This is a genomic window from Mesorhizobium sp. B2-1-3A, assembly GCF_006442655.1.
Lineage (GTDB): Bacteria > Pseudomonadota > Alphaproteobacteria > Rhizobiales > Rhizobiaceae > Mesorhizobium.
Genome location: NZ_VFWK01000011.1, coordinates 1 through 17,267 on the forward strand (window position 1 = coordinate 1; position 17,267 = coordinate 17,267).

Consider the following 17,267-nt stretch of genomic DNA (forward strand, 5'->3'; position numbering starts at 1 on the left):
GTATAATACATGAGGCTGGTTCTCCTTTGAGACCGCCAAACTGGGATTCTATTGCATTGTTCCAGGCACGGTGGGATTAAGAAGCAGTGGCTCTGTCACATCGCCGTTTCGGGTTGGCTTGGCGCAGGTAAAATTGTGTCGAAATCCGCTGCGTGGACGAGATCTGCCAATCAGGGCATCCATCCGGGCGCCTGATGTCGCAATCAGGCCCTTGCGGCGCAGCTCCTGCAGCATTCTGTTCACATGCACGGTGGACAGGCTCAGGGGGTCGCTAAGCGCCGCCTGCGTGATCGGAATTTGCGCCACGTGCACGCAGCCGGAAGATCAGCTCACACATGATGTGAGCCATGTGCTTGAAGGCCTCGCGCCGCCCGACACGAGAAGGTGCAGTCCATCACCGAAAGACGTAGTCCGTGCAGATCTGGAATGTCGCCGGCCACGAATGATGGTCTGCGGCTTACCCTCCCCGGTATACTTGGTGGGCCGATCGGGCCGCTGGCGAGGACAAACGAATGTGAAGGGGCCGGTCGCCCTCACGGACAAGGTCATGATTGGCCTGAGATTCCTTCTCCTGGACCGGGATTCCTCTCTGCCGCAGGGGATTGTAGACACCGTCGATCGGCTGATGCCATTTATCCAGCCCGAAGCGCGCGAGACAGTCAAAAGCCAGATTCCCGGGCTGACCCACGAATACAAGATCGAAGGTCCCGGCAGCGGGGCTGAGCAGGATCGCCCGGCCTGAATCACCGGTCTGAATTAACCGTTCTGGTCTATCGCGTGCGGCGCGGGCTGGCTCCCGTTATCATTGCTCGCCTTATGGCCGCCAAACCACAGCCATGCCGCGATGACCACGACTGCCGCGATCGCTATCCAGGCTATGACACGAGGCATTGTGGCTCCTCCGCGCAAGCAGTCCATTCGCATCGGTGCGGTTACCGGGGCGGATCGAATTCGGCTCGCCGCCTCCTTGTCCTCCTAATCCGGCAAGCGATCCTTTGTTCCGATTGCATTGCTTCCTGTCCTTGTCGGCCCGTAGCCGTCGCGGTCCATGTGCTTTCGCAATCCATGCCGGACCTTCCGTTGACCGGCACGCCTGTCGCTCTAGATCAACTCGTCGAACTCTGCTTCGTTGGCTCCGGGGAGACCGTTCTGTGGCGTACCAAACGGCGGCTTTGATCTTCAGTGGCCGTCATTTCAGGCTGGTTTGTTCGTGCCTGGTGTTGTTTTTGGGCGTCTCGGCGGGATGCTCATCATCTTCCGACCAGATCGAACAGCAATCACGAACGGCGGCGTCATCTGCACAGACCGTGTCGATGGCGCTTGATGCCTGGATGGCAGGGGCGGCGCCCTCCGCATACACGGCCAGTACCTTGCAATCGGTCGGCAAGACGCTGGCTGACGCCGAGGCGCAAATCCGATCGGCCGCGACGGCTGCACCCGCCGAGCAAGCCGACTTGACGGCAGCGGTCAACGATCTATCGGTCGCGGTGGCTCGCGCCGAGACCGGATTGCGGGCGGGCGACCGGCCGGAAGTCCAGAGCGCGCAGCAGAATGTTCGGATGGCGTTGCGTTCGCTGGTCGTCGCCTATGCCAAGTATTTCGCGCCGAAGCCATGAAGAAGCTCATGGAAATATCCCTCGGCGTCGTCACCAGCGTTGGCGGCTTCCTCGAAGTCGGATCGATGGCGACGGCGGCGCAGGCGGGCGCGACCTTCGGCTTCCAGCTTGTCTGGGCGGTGGTCCTCGGCACCATCTGCATCATCTTCCTGGTGGAGATGGCTGGCCGTTTCGCGGCCGTGAGCCATCACACGATCTCCGACGGCATCCGAGAGAGATTCGGCTTCAACGTCTTTCTGTGGCCGTTGCTTGTCACCCTCCTGGTCAATTTCTTGGTGTTGTCCGCCGAGATCGGCGGCGTAGCCATCGCACTGGAACTCGCCACCGGCATACGCTTTCAGTGGTGGGCGCTGCCGGTGGCTTTGCTGGCATGGCTGTTGCTCTGGAAAGCCACGTTCGGCTTCATCGAGAAAGGCGTATCGATCCTGGGTTTGGTGACGCTGTGCTTCGTCGTCGGAGCCGTGATGCTGAGACCCGATTGGACGGCAGTTGCAAGGGCCGCCGTGCCTTCGCTGCCAGCTCACGATGCCGCCAATTACTGGTTCATGGCGGTCAGCATTCTCGGCGCCTCGATCTCGCCCTACCTGTTCATGTTCTACTCCTCGGGGGCTATCGAGGACCAATGGGACAAAAGCTATCTCGGCACCAATCGGGCGATCGCCGGACTTGGCATGACCTTCGGCGGCACCATCTCGATTGGCGTCTTGATCGTGGCCGCTCTCGTGCTGGCGACGCACGGCGTCGACCAGGTGGACGACTATCACCAGTTACCATTGATGCTGATCCCGATATTCGGCTTGTGGGGCTTCGTGCTGTTTGTCGCCTCACTCGCCATTGCCTGCTTCGGCGCTGCACTCGAGGTCGGGCTGCAGCAGGCCTACCTTGTGGCCCAAGGGTTCGGCTGGAATTGGGGCGAGAATCGCAAGCCGCGCGACGACCCGGGTTTCAGCGCCGTCTACACGGTGTCGTTGCTTCTGGCCGCTATTCCTATCACGCTTGGTCTCGATCCGCTGAAGCTCACCATCTTTTCCATGGCGATGACGGCCGCCAGCCTCCCGCTGACGATCGTTCCGTTCCTGTTCCTGCTGAATGACAAGCGCTATGTCGGCGAGCACCGCAACGGCATTTTGTCAAACGCCGCGGTCATCTTCATCGTCGCGCTTGGCTTCGTACTGGCGGTGGTGACCATCCCGCTGCAGATATTCGGAGGCACATGATGAAGCTGCTGCGTGATCTCCTGGACAAGCAGGTGGTCGACCGCGAGCAGGTCAAGATCGGCAAGGTCGACGGGCTGGTGGCGGAGTTGCGGCCGGACAAGCCGCCCAGGATTGTGGCGATCGAGCTCGGCTCCATTGCTTTGGCGCGTCGCCTCGGCTCACGGCCCGGGCGACGGATGGCGCGGCTAGCGGCCAGCATGGGTGGTAAGCAGTATGGCGAGCCCCATCGGATCGCCTGGCACAAAGTGAAAGATATCGGCATCGACATTGAATTCGACATCGATGTGCGTGAGACTTCGATTTTCGCCTGGCAGGACTGGTTACGCGATCATGTCATCGGGCGCATTCCGGGAGCTTGATGATGACCACCGTCAATCTCGAGCATCTGGCGGGACGACGCGTACTCTCGCAGCGGGGCAAGAACATCGGTTACATCGAGGAGATCCGTGCCGAGCGGGATGGTGACGATTTCGTCGTGATCGAGTTCCATGTTGGCATCTACGCGGCTTTCGAGCGTCTTTCGGCCTCGGCCCTGGGCGTGGCGGTGCTGGATCTTTTCCGACTGCGCCGCCGCGACGGTCTATACCGCATCCCCTGGGACAAGCTGGACATCTCCGATCCCGCGCGGCCGCGGCTGGTGTGTCCGATGACCGACCTTCCAGCCATGAAGAGCGCACCGGATCTTCAGGAATAGGTGGTCGCGCCGTGTCGCCGAGAGCATTTTTCAGCGCAGCATGCCTGCCGCCAGAAAAACCGCAGCTGCCAGCAAAACGACAGCTGCAATCACCAATAGCGGCCAGTTGCCGCCGGGCCGCAGTGCCGGTTTGCCTTCGACCGGTCGCATCGCATTGGCAAAGCTGGCGTCGTTTTCGAATTTTGGGCGAGGGCGCGGCGGACCTGTTTCAGCGACCGGATTTTCGGTGCCCGCCGCCTCGGCGTCGGTCTCAAGCGGGGCGATGGCGGGATCAAATCCCGGCGTCTTGTCCTGCGTCGCTCCCGCCTGAAGGTCGCCTCTGGCCTGGGCAGGACTTGAAACCTTGGCCATGTTCTCTCTCTTTCAAGCCACTGTCTGGCAGACTGCACTCGTGAGGGCGGCGAGACCAAAAGCTAGCGTGCGCCGGGGAGGCTGCCCTGGTCAGATTTGCTCGTTGAGCAGGATCTTGGCGTCCTTGGCCGCAACGATGAACGCCTGTCGCGCAACCCTGGTAGGCTTCTCGCCTCGAATGACGGCAAGGCAGGCCTTGATCGCGGCAAGACGCCTTTCGGATGTGGGCTTCGGCCAGTCCCGCAGGAGCACTTCTGCTGCGTCAGACACCGAGACCACAACCCTGTCCCGGTCTATGCGGCCAGGTTGAATGACAATCGGCTTTCTAAAATGTCCCGTACGCACATGCCTCTCCTGCTTGCAAGAATTCCACACCGTGTGGGCGATGGTGAACATACAGGATCAGGAACGAATTCGGATTTTGGGAGTTCTCTTGAGCTAAGTCGGAGGGAGTTTGAGCGTTACCGGAAGCTGGAACTACGAAATACGGGAGACCGACTTGGGCTTGAAAGAGAAAAAGAGTTCAAGAACGCGCAGGGCGGATTTCGACTTCCAGGATTTTTTCGACAATGGTGGAATGGCGCTGCATGTGGTTGGCGCGGACGGAACAATCCTCTACGCCAACAAGGCCGAGCTTGAATTGCTCGGCTACCCGCAGGACCAATATGTCGGTCGCCACATTTCAGATTTTTATCCCGACCGCAATGCGATTGACGACATGCTCGTGCGCCTCGGAAAAGGCGAGAAGCTCAACAAGTACCCTGCACAATTGCGCACCTGTCAGGGCTCTATCAAACATGTGGAAATTACATCGAGCGCACGGTTCCGGGACGGGAAACTGACGAATACACGCTGCTTCACTGCCGATGTCACCGATCTGTATCAGGCCCGGCATGAGATCAGCCGCCGCGAGGATCAGTTCCACCAGATATTCGACAGCCTTCCCGTTGCTATCTACACGACCGACCGGCACGGCAAGATAAGCTATTACAATCGCGCCGCTGCGGAACTCGCCGGCCGGGAACCCGAGATCGGCAAGGATGAGTGGTGCGTAACGTTCCGACTGTTCACGCCAGACGGCAAACCGTTGCCGCATGACGAATGCCCGATGGCGATCGCGCTCAAAGAAAACCGCCCCGTCCGCAATCAGGAGGCTGTGGGGCAGCGCCCCGACGGCTCCTTCTTCCGGTTTCTTCCCTATCCGACACCGATCCGGGATGAAAATGGGCAATTGGTCGGCGCGGTTAATATGCTGTTCGACCTCACGGACCGGCAACGCGCGGACGAGGCGAGACAACATTTGTCCGCTATCGTCGAATCGTCTTTCGATGCGATCGTCGGCGAAGAGGAGCGTATCCTCGAGCGCATTCGTGCCGGAGAGCGGATCGAAAGCTACGAGACGATCAGGCGGCGCAAGGACGGTAGACTTGTCCCCGTGTCGCTCACCATTTCCCCGATACGAGACGCGACCGGGCAAGTCGTTGGTGCGTCGAAGATAGCGCGTGACACTTCAACCGCGAAAGAAAGCGAGCAGCGAATTCGCACGCTCATGCGCGAAGTCAACCATCGCGGGAAAAAACCAGTACGCTATCATAATGATACGCGAAACCAACAAACGGACCAAAAGCCCCGATGATTTCGAACGCCAGGTTCGCGAGAGGGTCATGGCTTTGTCTCGCTGACCTGCCACTGAACTGTCATCCAGCTGCGATTAGAGCCTCGAGCGTTTTTGTTACGCCTTTTGGCGCGGGTTGAGCAACCGGCGGAGGCGCGGAGCCTTCGATCACGCTCGGTCCGAACGCGGTCCAATATCTTGGCATCGCCTTCCATGAACTCGCGACGAACTCGGCCCGATATGGCGTCCTTTCCAGCACCGTGGGAAGGATTTCCGTCACCTGGAAGGTGGCTTTGGAAATGTGATGCTGACCCGGGTAACACCAGAGGCACTCGGCGGAAAGGCCGATCTCCAGCATTTCGAAGACGGGCTGAAATGGACGCTCGAAGCGCCAATGAAGTTCGTCGAAGCGGCGCTTTCGACCGAAGCGGATCCGGCGACATCTCGCTAGGAACGATCGGCTCAAGTGATGCCGGTGCCAATTGCCCGCGGAGCAAACCCGCCATGTGCCGTCACATGCCAAACATCCAAGATCCGCCGCGCCAACGATTTGACGCCCGGAAAAACGGTATCGTGACGCTTAACGCAGATCCTTGCGAAGGAAGATGCGGGCGTGCCCGGGGATTGCGAATTCGACCTTACCGAATTCCTCAAAACCGTGACGGACGTAGAATAGCGGCGCCTGGAAACTACTCGTCTCCACGACCGCCTTTTTACAGCCACGCCTGACGGCTTCTTCCTCGACCACCTTGAGAATCTGCGAGCCAAAGGATCGGCCACGCAACGGCTCAGGCAGGAAGAACATGTCGAGAAACAGGAGGCCGAGCTCGGTTCTGCCCCAAAGCCCGCCCCGGACCTCTCCTGAGTCGTCGCAAAGCTCCGCTCCGATAACAGCTCGGTCGGTCGATCCCGGTTTGCGCGACGTTGTGTCGATAGAGCGCTGCGGCGGCGAGTGCTCTTGCATCTCCACTGTGGGCCAAAGCGATTGTAAATCCCTCGAGTCGAGATGACATGCGTTCTCCTCCTGTGTCGGCATGGATACGAGATTCAAGAACTAAGACAGCATCACGGCCACGCTCCTGCCGCAGCTGGTACCTGTCATATTTACATCGTGCAGATTTCGCGCTGGAAAAGTCCGGCAGTACCGTGCCGCCAGGTTTTCAGGCGTGTCGTCCAGGCATCGGAACAAAGCGCATCTTGGCTTGTTAGGTCGCGTCGCAAATTTGCGCTCCGACAAGGACAAAGCCGATGAAAACACGACACCTTTCAGTATCGCTCGCCGCCGCGTGCATTGTTCTCACAATGCCTGCCTTCGCTGCCGACAACGCCCAGGACTTCGTCGACAAGGCAGCCGTCGGCGGCAAGTTCGAAGTCGACTCGAGCCAGATCGCCCTGAGCAAGACTCAGGATCAAAGCGTCAAGGACTTCGCCCAGATGATGATCCGCGATCATGGCGCGGCCAATTCCAAGCTGGAAACGGTCGCCGGCGAACAAAAGTTGAAAGTGCCGCCGGCGCTTGATGCCCAGCACCAGGGCGATCTGGACAAGCTCAAGTCCGCGCAGGCGCCGATCGATCCGGCCTACGTCGACATGCAACGCAAGGCACACGCCGACGCCGTCAAGCTGTTTGAAAGCTATGCCAGCAGCGGTGACAACGCCGCGCTCAAGACATTCGCCCAGCAAACGGTCGGCACGTTGAAGACGCACCAGCAGATGATCGAAAAGATCGCCGCCGGTCAAGACGCCGTTACGGGAGCGACAACACCGGCGGTGAAGACCGACAATACCCCCAATGCCGCCGCTCTCGTCCCTGGCGCAAACAGCTTCACCGAAGTCCAGGCCAAGAGTCGTATCGAAGACGCGGGCTACTCCAACGTGTCGAAGCTTACCAAAGACGACCAGGGCATCTGGCGCGGCCAGGCAAGCAAGGCAGGCGAAAACCTCGACGTTGGTCTCGACTATCAGGGCAACGTCGTTGCCACCGGCAAATGAGCATGGATCAGGAGAAATCAGATGAAAACGGTAACTGGACTGTTCGACAATTATGACGACGCGGCCGACGCGGTCGGCGAACTGGAAGCGCAGGGAATCCCCCGTTCGAATATCAGCATCGTCGCCAACAACTCGGATGACTGGTATGAGGCCGACCGTTCGGAGGCTGCCGAGGATGCTGGGGCCGGCGCGGGAATTGGAGCCGTGGTCGGCGGTGCCGGCGGATTGCTGACAGGGCTGGGTGTCATGGCCATTCCGGGCATCGGACCTGTGGTCGCGGCGGGGTGGCTCGCCGCCACGGCGGCCGGTATCGTTGCCGGGGCGGTGGCCGGCGGTGCGGTCGGAGGCATTGTCGGCGGCCTGACGGAGTCCGGCGTGCCCGAGAACGATGCGCACGTGTACGCAGAGGGCGTACGCCGTGGCGGTACGTTGGTGACGGCAAAGGTGGACGATGAACTCGTTGCCAATGCCGAGGAGATTCTGGGGCAATCCAGATCCGTCGATCTTGCCGACCGCCGTAGGACCTACGAGGCCGAAGGTTGGACGGGCTTCGATGCCAATGCCGGCGAATACATCCCTGGCGAGACCGATCGCGACAGCGCTCGAACAATCAATCGACCCTGATCGAACGTCGCCCGCGCCGAGGATAGGTTCACGAAATATTACGTGTGGGAACATTCGGCTGTGATTTCCTTAGAATTTCGAGGCGGTTGTCGCCTCGTCGTAAAGGAGAAGAAGAATGCCCAATCAAGGTGGTAGTCACGAGCATCATGTGAAGGCAGGCCAGCAGAGCCACAAGAACACGGGAAATAAAGGTCGCCAGCAACAGCAGGCAGGCGGCACCGGTCAGCGGCAGCAGGGCGACGATTCTGGCACACGCAGCGGTACGCACGAACAGCATGTCAAAGCTGGCGAACAGAGCCACAAGAACCGCTAGCCACATGGACCTTCCAGCAAGCCCACCTCAGACTCTCGGGGTGGGCTTGCTTGTACTTCGCAATGGCACCGGTTCAGCCCAATCGACAAGGCTTGGCGGACTTCGAAATGATTCCAGCGAAGCGGCGGCCACGCAAACTGAATCCCGGTAGCAATAGGCAAGCTGTCTGCGGTTGGGCGCGAAAGTCAGCTGTCTGCGGTTGGGCGCGAAAGTCGCCCCGGCGGTTTGGCGCCGGGGCGACTTCGAGTCAGGCAGCTTGTTCCAGAGCGCGTTCATTGACGCCGCCCTCGCCAAGTCCGGAAAGCGCTTCGTCCGTCGCGATCTCTTCTTTCAACGTATCCCTGAGGAGCTTGACCACGTCACTCTTGCCAAGCTGTTCAGCCCACGCCACCAACGTGCCGTAGCGCGCGATTTCATAATGCTCGACGGCCTGTGCCGCGCCGACCATTGGCATCGGTCTCTCCTCAGCAACCGGAAGCGGCAATAAAAGCACAGCGTCTGCCCGAGGCAAGCCGTCTCAATTCTCTTCCCAGTGGTCCAGCAGTCTCGCATGCCGCAACTTCTCTTCGCCCTTGAGCGTCTTCACGCGCCCGACCAGGCCAGGTTTCAGCCACTCGGCCTTTTCCTTCTTGTGTCCTTTGGGAACCGGACCGCCGACCTTGCCTTGCAAACGATCCCACAAGGTTGCCTCTTGTCGGCCCTGAAGCTCACAAGCGCGCCGCCTTTGTAGTGGGCCTTTTCAGCCATGATCACCTGGGCAGCTTTGCCGGGATCTCGCTGCACGCCAATGATGTCCATCTGCTTCTCTTCGATGCATTTGATCTTGCGCCAGGCCATCGTAGGGCCGCTGCGATAGGCGCTGTCCTTTAGCTTGGACACCACACCTTCAAGACCGGCCTTGTCGACGAGATGATAGACTGCATCGCCAGTCCCTGGCAGCGCCTCGCTGAACTGTATCCGCCCCCCTCCGGGATCATGCCTTGCAGGATCTCGCGTCGATCGGCCAGCGGCATGGCGCGCAAATCGTGACCATTGAGAAGCATCAGGTCGAACGCGACAAGGTAAAGGTCGGGCGAAGGCCGGCGGCGACCAATGATGCCTTGCAGCGCGTGGAAGTCCGACAGCCCGGCCTCGTTGATCATGATTGTTTCACCTTCGAAGATGAAGCTCTCAGCCTCGATCGCGGCGGCTCTTCGGCGAGGTAGCGATATCGAGCGGTCCAGTCGAAGCCGTTCTTGGTCAGCATCCGAATACCGTCTTCATCCTTGATGACCTGGGTACGGTAGCCGTCGAATTTTATTTCGTGACTCCAGTCGTCACCCTCGGGCGGGGTTTCGAAAAGCTCTGGCTCCATCGGCCTGACAAACTTCAAACGCATCCACTGATCCGCACAAATCGCGATTCAATCAGCTTGTGCTAAAATGGTTCCAAAAGCAGAAATGACGGCGAGGTGCAACAAATCAGCAGGGACGGCGTTGCGCTCGATCTGCGCGACTTCAAAGGGAGCCGATGCCAATTTATCAGGTAGAGAAACTATACGGCGACGAAGTTCTTTCTTCCGAAGCTGTGGAGGGAGAGGATGCGAGGAAGGCGGCCGAACAGATCGCTGGCCGACCGGTTTCGCCTAGATCCCTACAGCCATATTGGTACCGCGTCGTCGACGATCGCGAAGCGAAAGTGCACGAGTTTAGTGTCTCCGAATCTCATGAAGTCCGAAACTTTGCAAAATGACGAAGCTCTCTGACCTTGGCCCACCAATCCGCGGCAAGCTGCACGGCGGCCGGGACATTCCGGAAGAGCAGCATTTCTATCCATGCCCCTACTGCGGGCAGAAAGTAGATCAGAGAGACTTGCGCCAGGTCTTGTGGCACGAAGGCCCAGGCCACGAGCTGCTGGACCCGGATGACGGGGCAACAATCCTGATGTTCCCGAGCGTCCGAAAATGAAAAAGCCCGCCAGCCGAAGCCAGCGGGCCTTCCGAGCAGGAATTTGCTGTCTCAGCTTGGGCTTGGGACAATGATGATCACTGAAGGACCGGGGCCTGCAGTAACCCTCGAAAGTCGTTCGCGCTTGATGAGCGTAGGCTTTTCATATGACTTTTTCATGTGGTGTCCTCGCTTTTTTCCCTCGATGCGAAATGTGTTCGAGGCGCCCATCTTTGTCAATCGGGGGGCTCCTGCCACTGACGAGTCGCCACCACTGGAGAGCCCGCCACCGCGTTTAAGGCAGTGACGGGCCTGGCCCGCAGCCCGCGGAGCCCCGCGACAAGCACCTTCCGGGGTAGCCCGTCGCGCTATGCCAATTGGTCGGTGGTGCAATGGCGCAGTCGAATGGTTCAGGCTCTGGGAATGGCAACGGCGGCAACGGCAACGCAGCCAGTGGTGGCGCCAACGGCGGCGCCAGCGGCGGAGCCACGAACAGCGGCAACACCAATGCCGGCACCAACAATGCTACCAGCACTGATCAATCTGGTGCCCTGGATAAGTGCAAGAACGGTGCCGGCGGCACCGCCACGACGACGGAAGGCGCTACCACCAAGCAGGAAGCGCAGAACTGCAAGTGATCGAAATGCAGGTCGACACCCTCGAAGGCCCCGGCCACAGTGCTGGGGTCTTTGTGTGAAAAAGGCCCGCTACCGGGAAGGTGGCAGCGGGCAGGTTCTGGAGTCATGCTGGGATCATCCAGCATCGATCAACGAGCGGCGGCAGGGTTGGTTGCGACCACGGATACCGCCTGGTAACTATATCTCGTCAAACCGACCTTCGCGGGTCGGATGACGCGCGATGGCGGCCTCCTCTTCATCGTCAGGCAAGGCGTCGTCGTTATTCTGATCCGCGTTGTCATCGTCTTCCTCGGCAACTTCGCCATCCACTTGAATACCGGCATTGGTGTCGGCTGTTGCGAGATTCTCGTCGTTTTCGGATTCGATGCCGATGGTCTCGCCCTCACCGTGGACCTGATCACGATCCCAGTCGTTGGTCTTTTCGGGCGTTTGGACGACAGCTTCTCGGGTCTGCCTGTCTGTGTCCTTCCGGGGCTCGGGGCCGGGCATATCGCGCGATGATTTGGGGTGCATGGCGTGGTTCTCCTTTGAAGCCAAACCACTTCAGACATTCAAGGTTCCCTCACCCGCCCCGCAGCACGCGCCAAATGTCCGTCCAGTACGCCGTGATCAGCGATGCCAGCGCCGCCGCCGCCATGCCCGTTACCCCCAAGGCGCCAAGGCCCATCAGCTTCCAGCGCGTCACCTCGGCCGTGACTTCCTTGACGCTGGTCATGTCGGCATTGAGCTTGCTCACCGCGCTTTCGGTGGCGCTGACGCGCTCCACCAGCTCGTCGGTCTTCTGATACATTTTCGCGCGGCTGGCGGCGGCGCGTTGTTCCGACTGCTCGTAGCTCAGGGCAGCGCGGGTCGCTGTCCTTGATGTCGCGACGGATCTCGGTGATGTCGCGTTGCACGTTCTGCGTCGCCTCAATGAGCTCTTCGCCGTTGGAGGCAGCCGCGCTCCTACACACGACAGGGCGGTTTGACGAGACGAAGTTACTGAGGCTACCCGAACTGTGGACGCCCAGTTGCGTGCAACTGCTGCATCTTGATATAGAGGGCCTTGCGCTTGGCCTTGTACAGCGTCTCTAGGCCTTACCCTTTGAATTATAACGTATTTCTGACGTTCCATAAGATAGATTATAGAGATGCGACACTTGAGCAATTTAGAGATGCGACAGTCCCCGACTTTCACAGCTCATGCTCTGGCCAACTCGAAGCTGGAAAGGAAGGCTTGCGGCCTCAGCCTGGCGACAGACCGGGCTCCTTGGAGACCGTCATGCCTTGTCTCGTTACCTTGTCGCAGAACGAACTTCATCGCCTTGAAGCTGTACAGAAGATCCGTGAACGTCGGCTGAGCGTCGTCCAGGCGGCCGAGCTGTTGCGATTGAGCCGCGCACAGGTTCACCGGCTGTTGCAAGCTTACGATCGCGATGGCGCTGCTGGCCTTGCTTCGAAGAAGCGCGGCCAGCCGAGCAATCGTAGGCACACAGAGGATTTTCGTAACGAGGCACTCGACCTGGTACGCGAGCACTATGTCGACTTCGGACCGACATTGGCTGCCGAGAAGCTGCTCGAACGCCATCAGATAGGTATCAGCAAGGAGACGCTGCGGCAGTGGATGACAGAAGCCGGCATCTGGACATCACGGCGTGAGCGCAAACGCCAGCTCCATCAGCCGCGCGGCCGGCGCGACTGCCTCGGCGAGTTGGTGCAGATCGATGGCTCGCACCACTGGTGGTTCGAGAACCGCGGTCCCAAATGCGCCCTGCTCGTCTTTATCGACGATGCGACCGGCCAGCTGCTGCATCTGCGCTTTGCGGCATCGGAGAATACGTTCGACTATTTTCGTGCGGCCAAAGCGTATCTGAGCGACTGGGGCAAGCCGTTGGCCTTCTACAGCGACAAGCACGGCATTTTCCGCACGACACATGGTTCGGAGTTGGATCGGACCAGCGGCATGACGCAGTTCGGCCGCGCGCTCTATGAGCTCAACATCGACATCATCTGTGCCAACACGCCCCAGGCCAAAGGACGTGTCGAGCGCGCCAACCAGACCCTACAGGACCGACTTGTGAAGGAACTGCGCCTTCGCGGCATCAGCACGATCGAGGCGGCCAACGCCTTTGCGCCCGAGTTCATGGCGGATTTCAACACGCGTTTTGGCAAAGAGCCCCGCAATCCGAAGAACATGCATCGCCCCCTCGCCGATCACGAGCAGCTGGATGGCGCGATGTGCCATAAAGAGTTTCGCACCGTGTCGCAGGCTTTGACTCTACGGTACGACAAGGTCCTGTTCATCCTCGATCCGACCGCCTTGGCGAAGCGTCTTCCCGGCAAGAAGGTCGTGGTCTGCGACTATCCAGACGGCCGCCTCGAGGTAACTCATGACGGCATAGCGCTGCCCTACAGAACGTTCGACAAACTTCGCTCAGTGCACAGGACCGCGGTCATCGAGAACAAACGTCTCGATGCAGCGCTGCTGATGGTTGCCGAGATGCAGGAAGGTCGGGAACTCAAGCGTAGCCAGCACGCTCCGCGGCGCACCGGCCAGACAGACCATATGTTCGGTATACCCGACGGTAGCGTGGGCAACGGGTATGTGAAGCGCGGCCGCAAGCCTGGCCGAAGGACGGATTTCATGAACGATCCCGCCGTGATCGCCCGGCGGGAACAGGCGCTGGCGAGGCTGGAAGCTGCTGAGTGATGATCTCGCGTGGGCTCACCAGCAAGCGCGCTGGCAGAGGCTGTCGCCGCCCGACAGAGATTGGAATCTCTGGGCGTCGCTCTCAAAGCTAAAGCCGCGGAGATCTACTGGATCGCCCCCGATCGGGCTGCGCAACCCCGACCAGCGGCGCCCGATCGGGCGCTTTCGTCCGCGCCAAGACGGTGCGCTTTCACGTCGAAGCGACATTTCTACTTTGCTAGGAATCGAACGCCCCTACCCTATGAGTGTCGCATTTCTAACTTGCCAGCGCTGCCTCATCTCTAACTTGCTTTAACATCACAAGTGTAAGTTAATATTTCTTTGAACTTCAGAGTATTTATAGAATCCAAGTCGTTCCGATTGTCATCGACAGAAATACGATCAGCTTCCAACAGTCGATCCTGTTCATTTGTGCGGCATGCAATAGACGCCCTCGGATACCATCAGTACCGCGCCGCCCTTCAACTCGCTCAGCGCGCCGACCCACGCTTGCGAATAAGTGCGGCTGGCATCCACGGCCGTCAGCCAAAGAACGCGATTGTCGGCCAATTCAACTTTAACTTCCTGCTGCAAAGGACTCCCCTGCACGGTTTGTTGATAGTGGCGTTTGATCCTGACATTGCTGGCCGGAAACTCAGCTTCGTTGCTGCCGTAGTTCAGCACAAATCCAGTGTGGTCCTCAGCCCCCGAACAACTGCCATCGCGCTCGCACACGATTTTTGCTGCGGTCTTGCAGTCCCATTTCAGTGAAGCCGGCCACATAGGGTTGTCCACCTTTGATCGCGGCTTGTCGCTCTGACCAGCCACCGCCAACACTGTGCCTGTGTTCATAATCACAGCGGACAGGAGAAGCGCCTTGAACACTTAAAACCTCCCTGAAATTGTCACCGTCGTAGCACCTCGTCCTGCGTGATCGCCTGGCTCATGGGACGTTGAGAGTGAACCAGCTTTTCTGGCGCACGCCGTTCGCGTCATCATACTCGATGAACCAGGGCTTTCCGCGCATCGGTCGAGGGATGGTGTAGTAGGTGGAGCCATTACCAAGGGAATGCCCTCGATCGTTTCCCGCGGTCTGGATTGTTGCCGCAACCACCTTACCGTCGATTTCGATTTGGATCGGACGTGATCCGTCTCCATGATGCCCGCCGAGGGCGTTGTTTTTGAAAACAACGGGCAAGGAGAGCCTGTCGGCCGCGATGCGGCAGATGTTCCGTTCTTGACCTAAGCCCGGCCGGTCGGATTCGGAGCTGCCAACTGCTTGCCAGCCAGATGGACAATCCTCATACTTCTCAAATCTCGCCGCGCTGGAGTTGGCTTGCGGACAGGTCGGCCAATTAAAGCCCGGGGCTTTCATCGCCGCAATCAACTTGTAAATTGGCGGGTGGCACGAGGAGGTGCCTTGCCAGTCGCCGGAAAGACATAGGAGGACCTGACAGCCCCATTCCGACGCTTTCGATTGGGATGGAAGAGCTGCGGCGCCCGCGATGGCGACGGCACCCCCTAGTAGGAATTTGAGTATGGTCATAGCCTTTCCTCGCTACAGATTTGACAGTTTACTATGGATGATCCGCGCGAAAAAGGACAGGTCGAAAAGGCAGGTTTGTGCGACTACATCGATTTATGAAACGAGACGACGGAGGCGTGGTCGACAACCCGTTGCGCGCCAACATTGCACTGACGCTTGAGCGGGAGAGAGCCAGACGCGGCCTATCCCATATGCACATGGCCGAACTGTTTCGGACCGCCGAGGGCGAAAAACTGGCCTATCGAACCTACATTCAGACTGTGCGTCAGAAAAATAATGTCACATTGACGACCCTGCAGGTCATGGCAAACGGCTTGCAATTGTCTGTTGCAGGACTGCTCATTGGCGGTAAGAAAGTTCCGGAATGGGCGCATCGGTTGGACGACAATGCGATCCGCAAGCGGCTGGCGCACATCATCGATTTTGAGCGACAACGACGTACTTTGCACCGCTACGAGATGGCCACACTCATCGGCGTGGCGGAGGCGACATTCACGAAACTGGAGCGCGCGAGCGGCAACGTCAGCGTGGACACGATTGCCGCGATCGCCAAGGCGTTGAAACTTGATCCAGCGACCTTCCTGTTTTCCGAAAAAATCCCGCCAGCTGATCTACCTGTTTCCGATCAGCCGGGGAGGTAGGCTTCCACCGCGAGCCGATCGAGCATAGACCCAGCGAACCTCAATCGCACTGATGGCAATTTCACATGGAGCCCATAAAGCCCAGCTCAGTCAGCCCTTCGCATGCGGGACGCGGTTAGACTGCTCGTCGATAGGTCCAGAGCTGTGCCGGCGGTATGTTGCGGACGACGAAGTCATAGTGGGAAACCACGTAGCGGTCGGGCATCCTTATCACCGGTGACAGAGGTCCATAGGTGACCTGAATCACCGGCCGCGCGGCAGGAATGCGGGCAAGCAGATCCTCAATCAGGGCAACGCGCCGTTCCATAGACCGGTTGGAACGATTGGATAACTGACGGACGGCTTACCGACGCCGATTATTGACCCGCCAGAGCGAAACTGCTCGACAACGCGGGATTCTGCTATTGATGATAATGCACATTTGCATTATCTAATCGTATCGATGAATTGGAGCTGCAAGATGACGACATTGACGGTGACGGCACGGGGACAGGTGACCTTCCGCAAGGACGTTCTGCAGCATCTGGGAATCAGACCGGGCGAGAAGATTGAACTTGATCTGCTCCCCGACGGCCGGGCGGAATTGAAGGCCGCGCGGGCGAAGGGATCATTCAGGGAGCTCTACGGTTTTCTCAAGGGCAAGACGAATGGCCGCGTGTTGAGCATTGAAGAGATCAACGAGGCGATTGCGGAAGCCGGCACTGCAGCTGGATCGAGCAAGGAATGAAAGTCACGGCCGACACCAACGTTCTGCTGCGTGCCTATGTCGCCGACGATGAACGACAAGCGGAAGCAGCCGTCGATCTTCTGGCGAAGGCAGACATCGTGGCCGTCAGCCTTCAGGCCTTGTGCGAGTTCGCATGGGTTTTGGCCCGACAATATCAAACCGCACGCGTAGATATAGTGGCGGCAATCAGGGCCTTGTCAAACACCGCGAATGTCGTCGTCAACCGGCCAGCTGTCGAGGCAGGGCTTGCAGTGCTTGAGGCCGGCGGTGATTTTGCGGACGGCGTGATTGCCTTCGACGGCGACTGGCTGGGCGGGGAGACATTCGTCTCCTTCGACCGTAAGGCAGTTAAACTTCTGTCTGCGCAAGGACATCCTGTTCGACTTCTTTCGTAGCCGTCAGGGTTGTCGCATGACCGAAGTTAACCATTGCGCGCCGATGGTCGCGCGCCGCCATCGGGCTGCGCAAGCCGAACGCCTGGGCCGCCTCCATTTTGCGCAATGAACTCGACGCCTGCCTTCTCAAAGGCCGAGCGGATTGCCGCAACTGTTTTTGCTTTGAGGCGGTCACCTTTTTCGAGACGAGTGATCGTTTGCGTTGCGACCTGCGCCACTTCGGCCAGTTCCCGCACACCCCACCCAAGAGCTACCCGTGCCATCTTGCATTGCATCGCGCTAATTTCATCACTGTGTGATGATTC

The 17,267-nt window shown here is 59.1% G+C and carries 27 protein-coding genes and 2 pseudogenes; 14 read left to right on the forward strand and 15 right to left on the reverse strand.

Annotated features, from left to right (window positions below; all coding sequences use genetic code 11):
• Window positions 1-48: 48 nt before the first annotated feature.
• Complete coding sequence (locus tag FJ977_RS36490; RefSeq protein ID WP_348643249.1) at window positions 49-312, reverse strand: helix-turn-helix domain-containing protein; 264 nt, start codon at window positions 310-312, stop codon at window positions 49-51.
• A 235-nt stretch (window positions 313-547) separates the two neighbouring features.
• Between FJ977_RS36490 and FJ977_RS36495 the strand changes: the two genes are divergently transcribed.
• The 5 genes from FJ977_RS36495 (at window position 548) to FJ977_RS33370 (ending at window position 3,527) form a co-directional block, all read left to right on the forward strand.
• On the forward strand, window positions 548-742 hold the full coding sequence (locus FJ977_RS36495) for a hypothetical protein (RefSeq protein ID WP_246683393.1): 195 nt from the start codon (window positions 548-550) through the stop codon (window positions 740-742).
• A 571-nt stretch (window positions 743-1,313) separates the two neighbouring features.
• On the forward strand, window positions 1,314-1,616 hold the full coding sequence (locus FJ977_RS33355; RefSeq protein ID WP_246683394.1) for a hypothetical protein: 303 nt from the start codon (window positions 1,314-1,316) through the stop codon (window positions 1,614-1,616).
• Window positions 1,613-2,833 carry a divalent metal cation transporter gene (locus tag FJ977_RS33360; RefSeq protein ID WP_140776729.1) on the forward strand — a complete coding sequence of 407 codons (1,221 nt, stop codon included), beginning with the start codon at window positions 1,613-1,615 and terminating at the stop codon, window positions 2,831-2,833. Before FJ977_RS33355 ends, FJ977_RS33360 begins: the two co-directional genes overlap by 4 nt.
• Entirely contained in the window at window positions 2,833-3,192 is a 360-nt protein-coding gene (locus FJ977_RS33365) for a hypothetical protein (protein WP_140776731.1), read from the forward strand. The genes FJ977_RS33360 and FJ977_RS33365 overlap by 1 nt, the downstream gene beginning before the upstream one ends.
• 2 nt (window positions 3,193-3,194) lie before the next feature.
• Window positions 3,195-3,527, forward strand: a complete 333-nt coding sequence (locus FJ977_RS33370; protein WP_140776733.1) for a hypothetical protein — start codon at window positions 3,195-3,197, stop codon at window positions 3,525-3,527.
• 30 nt (window positions 3,528-3,557) lie between these two features.
• On the opposite strand, the gene FJ977_RS33375 is transcribed toward FJ977_RS33370, so the two are convergent.
• Together FJ977_RS33375 and FJ977_RS36730 are read right to left on the reverse strand one after the other, a co-directional pair.
• Window positions 3,558-3,878, reverse strand: coding sequence for a hypothetical protein (locus tag FJ977_RS33375; protein WP_140776735.1), 321 nt, complete (start codon window positions 3,876-3,878; stop codon window positions 3,558-3,560).
• 90 nt (window positions 3,879-3,968) lie between these two features.
• The gene (locus FJ977_RS36730) at window positions 3,969-4,274 is read right to left on the reverse strand and encodes a DUF982 domain-containing protein (RefSeq protein ID WP_281406845.1); all 306 of its coding nucleotides are present in this window, start codon (window positions 4,272-4,274) and stop codon (window positions 3,969-3,971) included.
• Between the two features lie 103 nt (window positions 4,275-4,377).
• Between FJ977_RS36730 and FJ977_RS33385 the strand changes: the two genes are divergently transcribed.
• Window positions 4,378-5,514, forward strand: a complete 1,137-nt coding sequence (locus FJ977_RS33385; RefSeq protein ID WP_246683397.1) for a PAS domain S-box protein — start codon at window positions 4,378-4,380, stop codon at window positions 5,512-5,514.
• Between the two features lie 283 nt (window positions 5,515-5,797).
• Window positions 5,798-5,944, forward strand: coding sequence for a hypothetical protein (locus FJ977_RS36500; protein WP_246683398.1), 147 nt, complete (start codon window positions 5,798-5,800; stop codon window positions 5,942-5,944).
• A gap of 129 nt (window positions 5,945-6,073) precedes the next feature.
• Here FJ977_RS36500 and FJ977_RS33390 read toward each other — a convergent pair whose 3' ends face one another.
• Complete coding sequence (locus tag FJ977_RS33390) at window positions 6,074-6,529, reverse strand: GNAT family N-acetyltransferase (protein WP_246683399.1); 456 nt, start codon at window positions 6,527-6,529, stop codon at window positions 6,074-6,076.
• A 212-nt stretch (window positions 6,530-6,741) separates the two neighbouring features.
• Between FJ977_RS33390 and FJ977_RS33395 the strand changes: the two genes are divergently transcribed.
• Entirely contained in the window at window positions 6,742-7,485 is a 744-nt protein-coding gene (locus tag FJ977_RS33395; RefSeq protein WP_140776737.1) for a DUF4142 domain-containing protein, read from the forward strand.
• Between the two features lie 21 nt (window positions 7,486-7,506).
• Entirely contained in the window at window positions 7,507-8,109 is a 603-nt protein-coding gene (locus tag FJ977_RS33400) for a general stress protein (RefSeq protein ID WP_140776739.1), read from the forward strand.
• 28 nt (window positions 8,110-8,137) lie between these two features.
• Here the strand turns inward: FJ977_RS33400 and FJ977_RS36030 are convergent, their stop codons facing one another.
• The 5 genes and pseudogenes from FJ977_RS36030 to FJ977_RS36825 all read right to left on the reverse strand — a co-directional run bounded on the left by FJ977_RS36030 (window position 8,138) and on the right by FJ977_RS36825 (window position 9,800).
• The gene (locus FJ977_RS36030) at window positions 8,138-8,428 is read right to left on the reverse strand and encodes a hypothetical protein (RefSeq protein ID WP_181180149.1); all 291 of its coding nucleotides are present in this window, start codon (window positions 8,426-8,428) and stop codon (window positions 8,138-8,140) included.
• Between the two features lie 241 nt (window positions 8,429-8,669).
• Window positions 8,670-8,867: pseudogene (locus tag FJ977_RS33410) on the reverse strand (DUF892 family protein); the annotation flags it as partial.
• A 72-nt stretch (window positions 8,868-8,939) separates the two neighbouring features.
• Window positions 8,940-9,104: a hypothetical protein gene (locus tag FJ977_RS36815; RefSeq protein ID WP_348643250.1), complete on the reverse strand. Its 165-nt coding sequence runs from the start codon at window positions 9,102-9,104 to the stop codon at window positions 8,940-8,942.
• A 184-nt stretch (window positions 9,105-9,288) separates the two neighbouring features.
• The gene (locus FJ977_RS36820) at window positions 9,289-9,564 is read right to left on the reverse strand and encodes a hypothetical protein (RefSeq protein ID WP_348643251.1); all 276 of its coding nucleotides are present in this window, start codon (window positions 9,562-9,564) and stop codon (window positions 9,289-9,291) included.
• Entirely contained in the window at window positions 9,561-9,800 is a 240-nt protein-coding gene (locus tag FJ977_RS36825) for a hypothetical protein (protein ID WP_348643252.1), read from the reverse strand. Before FJ977_RS36825 ends, FJ977_RS36820 begins: the two co-directional genes overlap by 4 nt.
• Window positions 9,801-10,739: 939 nt before the next feature.
• Here FJ977_RS36825 and FJ977_RS33430 point away from each other — a divergent pair.
• Window positions 10,740-10,985, forward strand: a complete 246-nt coding sequence (locus tag FJ977_RS33430; protein ID WP_140776748.1) for a hypothetical protein — start codon at window positions 10,740-10,742, stop codon at window positions 10,983-10,985.
• Window positions 10,986-11,162: 177 nt separating this feature from the next.
• Here FJ977_RS33430 and FJ977_RS33435 read toward each other — a convergent pair whose 3' ends face one another.
• Complete coding sequence (locus FJ977_RS33435; protein WP_140776750.1) at window positions 11,163-11,498, reverse strand: hypothetical protein; 336 nt, start codon at window positions 11,496-11,498, stop codon at window positions 11,163-11,165.
• Window positions 11,499-11,547: 49 nt separating this feature from the next.
• Window positions 11,548-11,775, reverse strand: a complete 228-nt coding sequence (locus tag FJ977_RS36505) for a DUF1515 family protein (protein ID WP_246683400.1) — start codon at window positions 11,773-11,775, stop codon at window positions 11,548-11,550.
• A 471-nt stretch (window positions 11,776-12,246) separates the two neighbouring features.
• Between FJ977_RS36505 and FJ977_RS33445 the strand changes: the two genes are divergently transcribed.
• Window positions 12,247-13,674 carry an ISNCY family transposase gene (locus FJ977_RS33445; RefSeq protein WP_140776752.1) on the forward strand — a complete coding sequence of 476 codons (1,428 nt, stop codon included), beginning with the start codon at window positions 12,247-12,249 and terminating at the stop codon, window positions 13,672-13,674.
• Window positions 13,675-14,079: 405 nt separating this feature from the next.
• Here FJ977_RS33445 and FJ977_RS33450 read toward each other — a convergent pair whose 3' ends face one another.
• Both FJ977_RS33450 and FJ977_RS33455 read right to left on the reverse strand, forming a co-directional pair.
• On the reverse strand, window positions 14,080-14,538 hold the full coding sequence (locus FJ977_RS33450; RefSeq protein ID WP_140776754.1) for a hypothetical protein: 459 nt from the start codon (window positions 14,536-14,538) through the stop codon (window positions 14,080-14,082).
• Between the two features lie 58 nt (window positions 14,539-14,596).
• Window positions 14,597-15,199 carry a hypothetical protein gene (locus tag FJ977_RS33455; RefSeq protein ID WP_140776756.1) on the reverse strand — a complete coding sequence of 201 codons (603 nt, stop codon included), beginning with the start codon at window positions 15,197-15,199 and terminating at the stop codon, window positions 14,597-14,599.
• A 116-nt stretch (window positions 15,200-15,315) separates the two neighbouring features.
• Between FJ977_RS33455 and FJ977_RS33460 the strand changes: the two genes are divergently transcribed.
• A complete protein-coding gene (locus FJ977_RS33460; protein WP_246683401.1) occupies window positions 15,316-15,840 on the forward strand; it encodes a helix-turn-helix transcriptional regulator in 525 nt (174 codons plus the stop codon).
• Window positions 15,841-15,955: 115 nt separating this feature from the next.
• Here the strand turns inward: FJ977_RS33460 and FJ977_RS36510 are convergent.
• Window positions 15,956-16,147: pseudogene (locus FJ977_RS36510) on the reverse strand (SAM-dependent methyltransferase); the annotation flags it as partial.
• Between the two features lie 153 nt (window positions 16,148-16,300).
• Between FJ977_RS36510 and FJ977_RS33470 the strand changes: the two are divergent.
• Window positions 16,301-16,567 (forward strand): AbrB/MazE/SpoVT family DNA-binding domain-containing protein, encoded by a 267-nt coding sequence (locus tag FJ977_RS33470; RefSeq protein ID WP_059186960.1) that lies wholly within the window; start codon window positions 16,301-16,303, stop codon window positions 16,565-16,567.
• Window positions 16,564-16,962, forward strand: coding sequence for a type II toxin-antitoxin system VapC family toxin (locus tag FJ977_RS33475; protein WP_137935542.1), 399 nt, complete (start codon window positions 16,564-16,566; stop codon window positions 16,960-16,962). The genes FJ977_RS33470 and FJ977_RS33475 overlap by 4 nt, the downstream gene beginning before the upstream one ends.
• 26 nt (window positions 16,963-16,988) lie before the next feature.
• On the opposite strand, the gene FJ977_RS33480 is transcribed toward FJ977_RS33475, so the two are convergent.
• A complete protein-coding gene (locus FJ977_RS33480; protein ID WP_137935545.1) occupies window positions 16,989-17,246 on the reverse strand; it encodes a helix-turn-helix transcriptional regulator in 258 nt (85 codons plus the stop codon).
• Window positions 17,247-17,267: the final 21 nt, after the last annotated feature.

Coding starts and splice junctions, on each gene's coding strand:
- FJ977_RS33430 (WP_140776748.1), top strand. CDS start 10,740: ATGGCGCAGTCGAATGGTTCAGGCTCTGGGAATGGCAACGGCGGCAAC.
- FJ977_RS36820 (WP_348643251.1), bottom strand. CDS start 9,564: ATGATCAACGAGGCCGGGCTGTCGGACTTCCACGCGCTGCAAGGCATC.
- FJ977_RS36030 (WP_181180149.1), bottom strand. CDS start 8,428: ATGTGGCTAGCGGTTCTTGTGGCTCTGTTCGCCAGCTTTGACATGCTG.
- FJ977_RS33435 (WP_140776750.1), bottom strand. CDS start 11,498: ATGCACCCCAAATCATCGCGCGATATGCCCGGCCCCGAGCCCCGGAAG.
- FJ977_RS36825 (WP_348643252.1), bottom strand. CDS start 9,800: ATGCGTTTGAAGTTTGTCAGGCCGATGGAGCCAGAGCTTTTCGAAACC.
- FJ977_RS33475 (WP_137935542.1), top strand. CDS start 16,564: ATGAAAGTCACGGCCGACACCAACGTTCTGCTGCGTGCCTATGTCGCC.
- FJ977_RS33365 (WP_140776731.1), top strand. CDS start 2,833: ATGAAGCTGCTGCGTGATCTCCTGGACAAGCAGGTGGTCGACCGCGAG.
- FJ977_RS33470 (WP_059186960.1), top strand. CDS start 16,301: ATGACGACATTGACGGTGACGGCACGGGGACAGGTGACCTTCCGCAAG.
- FJ977_RS33390 (WP_246683399.1), bottom strand. CDS start 6,529: ATGCCGACACAGGAGGAGAACGCATGTCATCTCGACTCGAGGGATTTA.
- FJ977_RS33370 (WP_140776733.1), top strand. CDS start 3,195: ATGACCACCGTCAATCTCGAGCATCTGGCGGGACGACGCGTACTCTCG.
- FJ977_RS33400 (WP_140776739.1), top strand. CDS start 7,507: ATGAAAACGGTAACTGGACTGTTCGACAATTATGACGACGCGGCCGAC.
- FJ977_RS33395 (WP_140776737.1), top strand. CDS start 6,742: ATGAAAACACGACACCTTTCAGTATCGCTCGCCGCCGCGTGCATTGTT.
- FJ977_RS33445 (WP_140776752.1), top strand. CDS start 12,247: ATGCCTTGTCTCGTTACCTTGTCGCAGAACGAACTTCATCGCCTTGAA.
- FJ977_RS36495 (WP_246683393.1), top strand. CDS start 548: ATGATTGGCCTGAGATTCCTTCTCCTGGACCGGGATTCCTCTCTGCCG.
- FJ977_RS36730 (WP_281406845.1), bottom strand. CDS start 4,274: ATGTTCACCATCGCCCACACGGTGTGGAATTCTTGCAAGCAGGAGAGG.
- FJ977_RS33375 (WP_140776735.1), bottom strand. CDS start 3,878: ATGGCCAAGGTTTCAAGTCCTGCCCAGGCCAGAGGCGACCTTCAGGCG.
- FJ977_RS33360 (WP_140776729.1), top strand. CDS start 1,613: ATGAAGAAGCTCATGGAAATATCCCTCGGCGTCGTCACCAGCGTTGGC.
- FJ977_RS33355 (WP_246683394.1), top strand. CDS start 1,314: ATGGCGCTTGATGCCTGGATGGCAGGGGCGGCGCCCTCCGCATACACG.
- FJ977_RS33455 (WP_140776756.1), bottom strand. CDS start 15,199: ATGACCATACTCAAATTCCTACTAGGGGGTGCCGTCGCCATCGCGGGC.
- FJ977_RS36500 (WP_246683398.1), top strand. CDS start 5,798: ATGCTGACCCGGGTAACACCAGAGGCACTCGGCGGAAAGGCCGATCTC.
- FJ977_RS36505 (WP_246683400.1), bottom strand. CDS start 11,775: ATGTATCAGAAGACCGACGAGCTGGTGGAGCGCGTCAGCGCCACCGAA.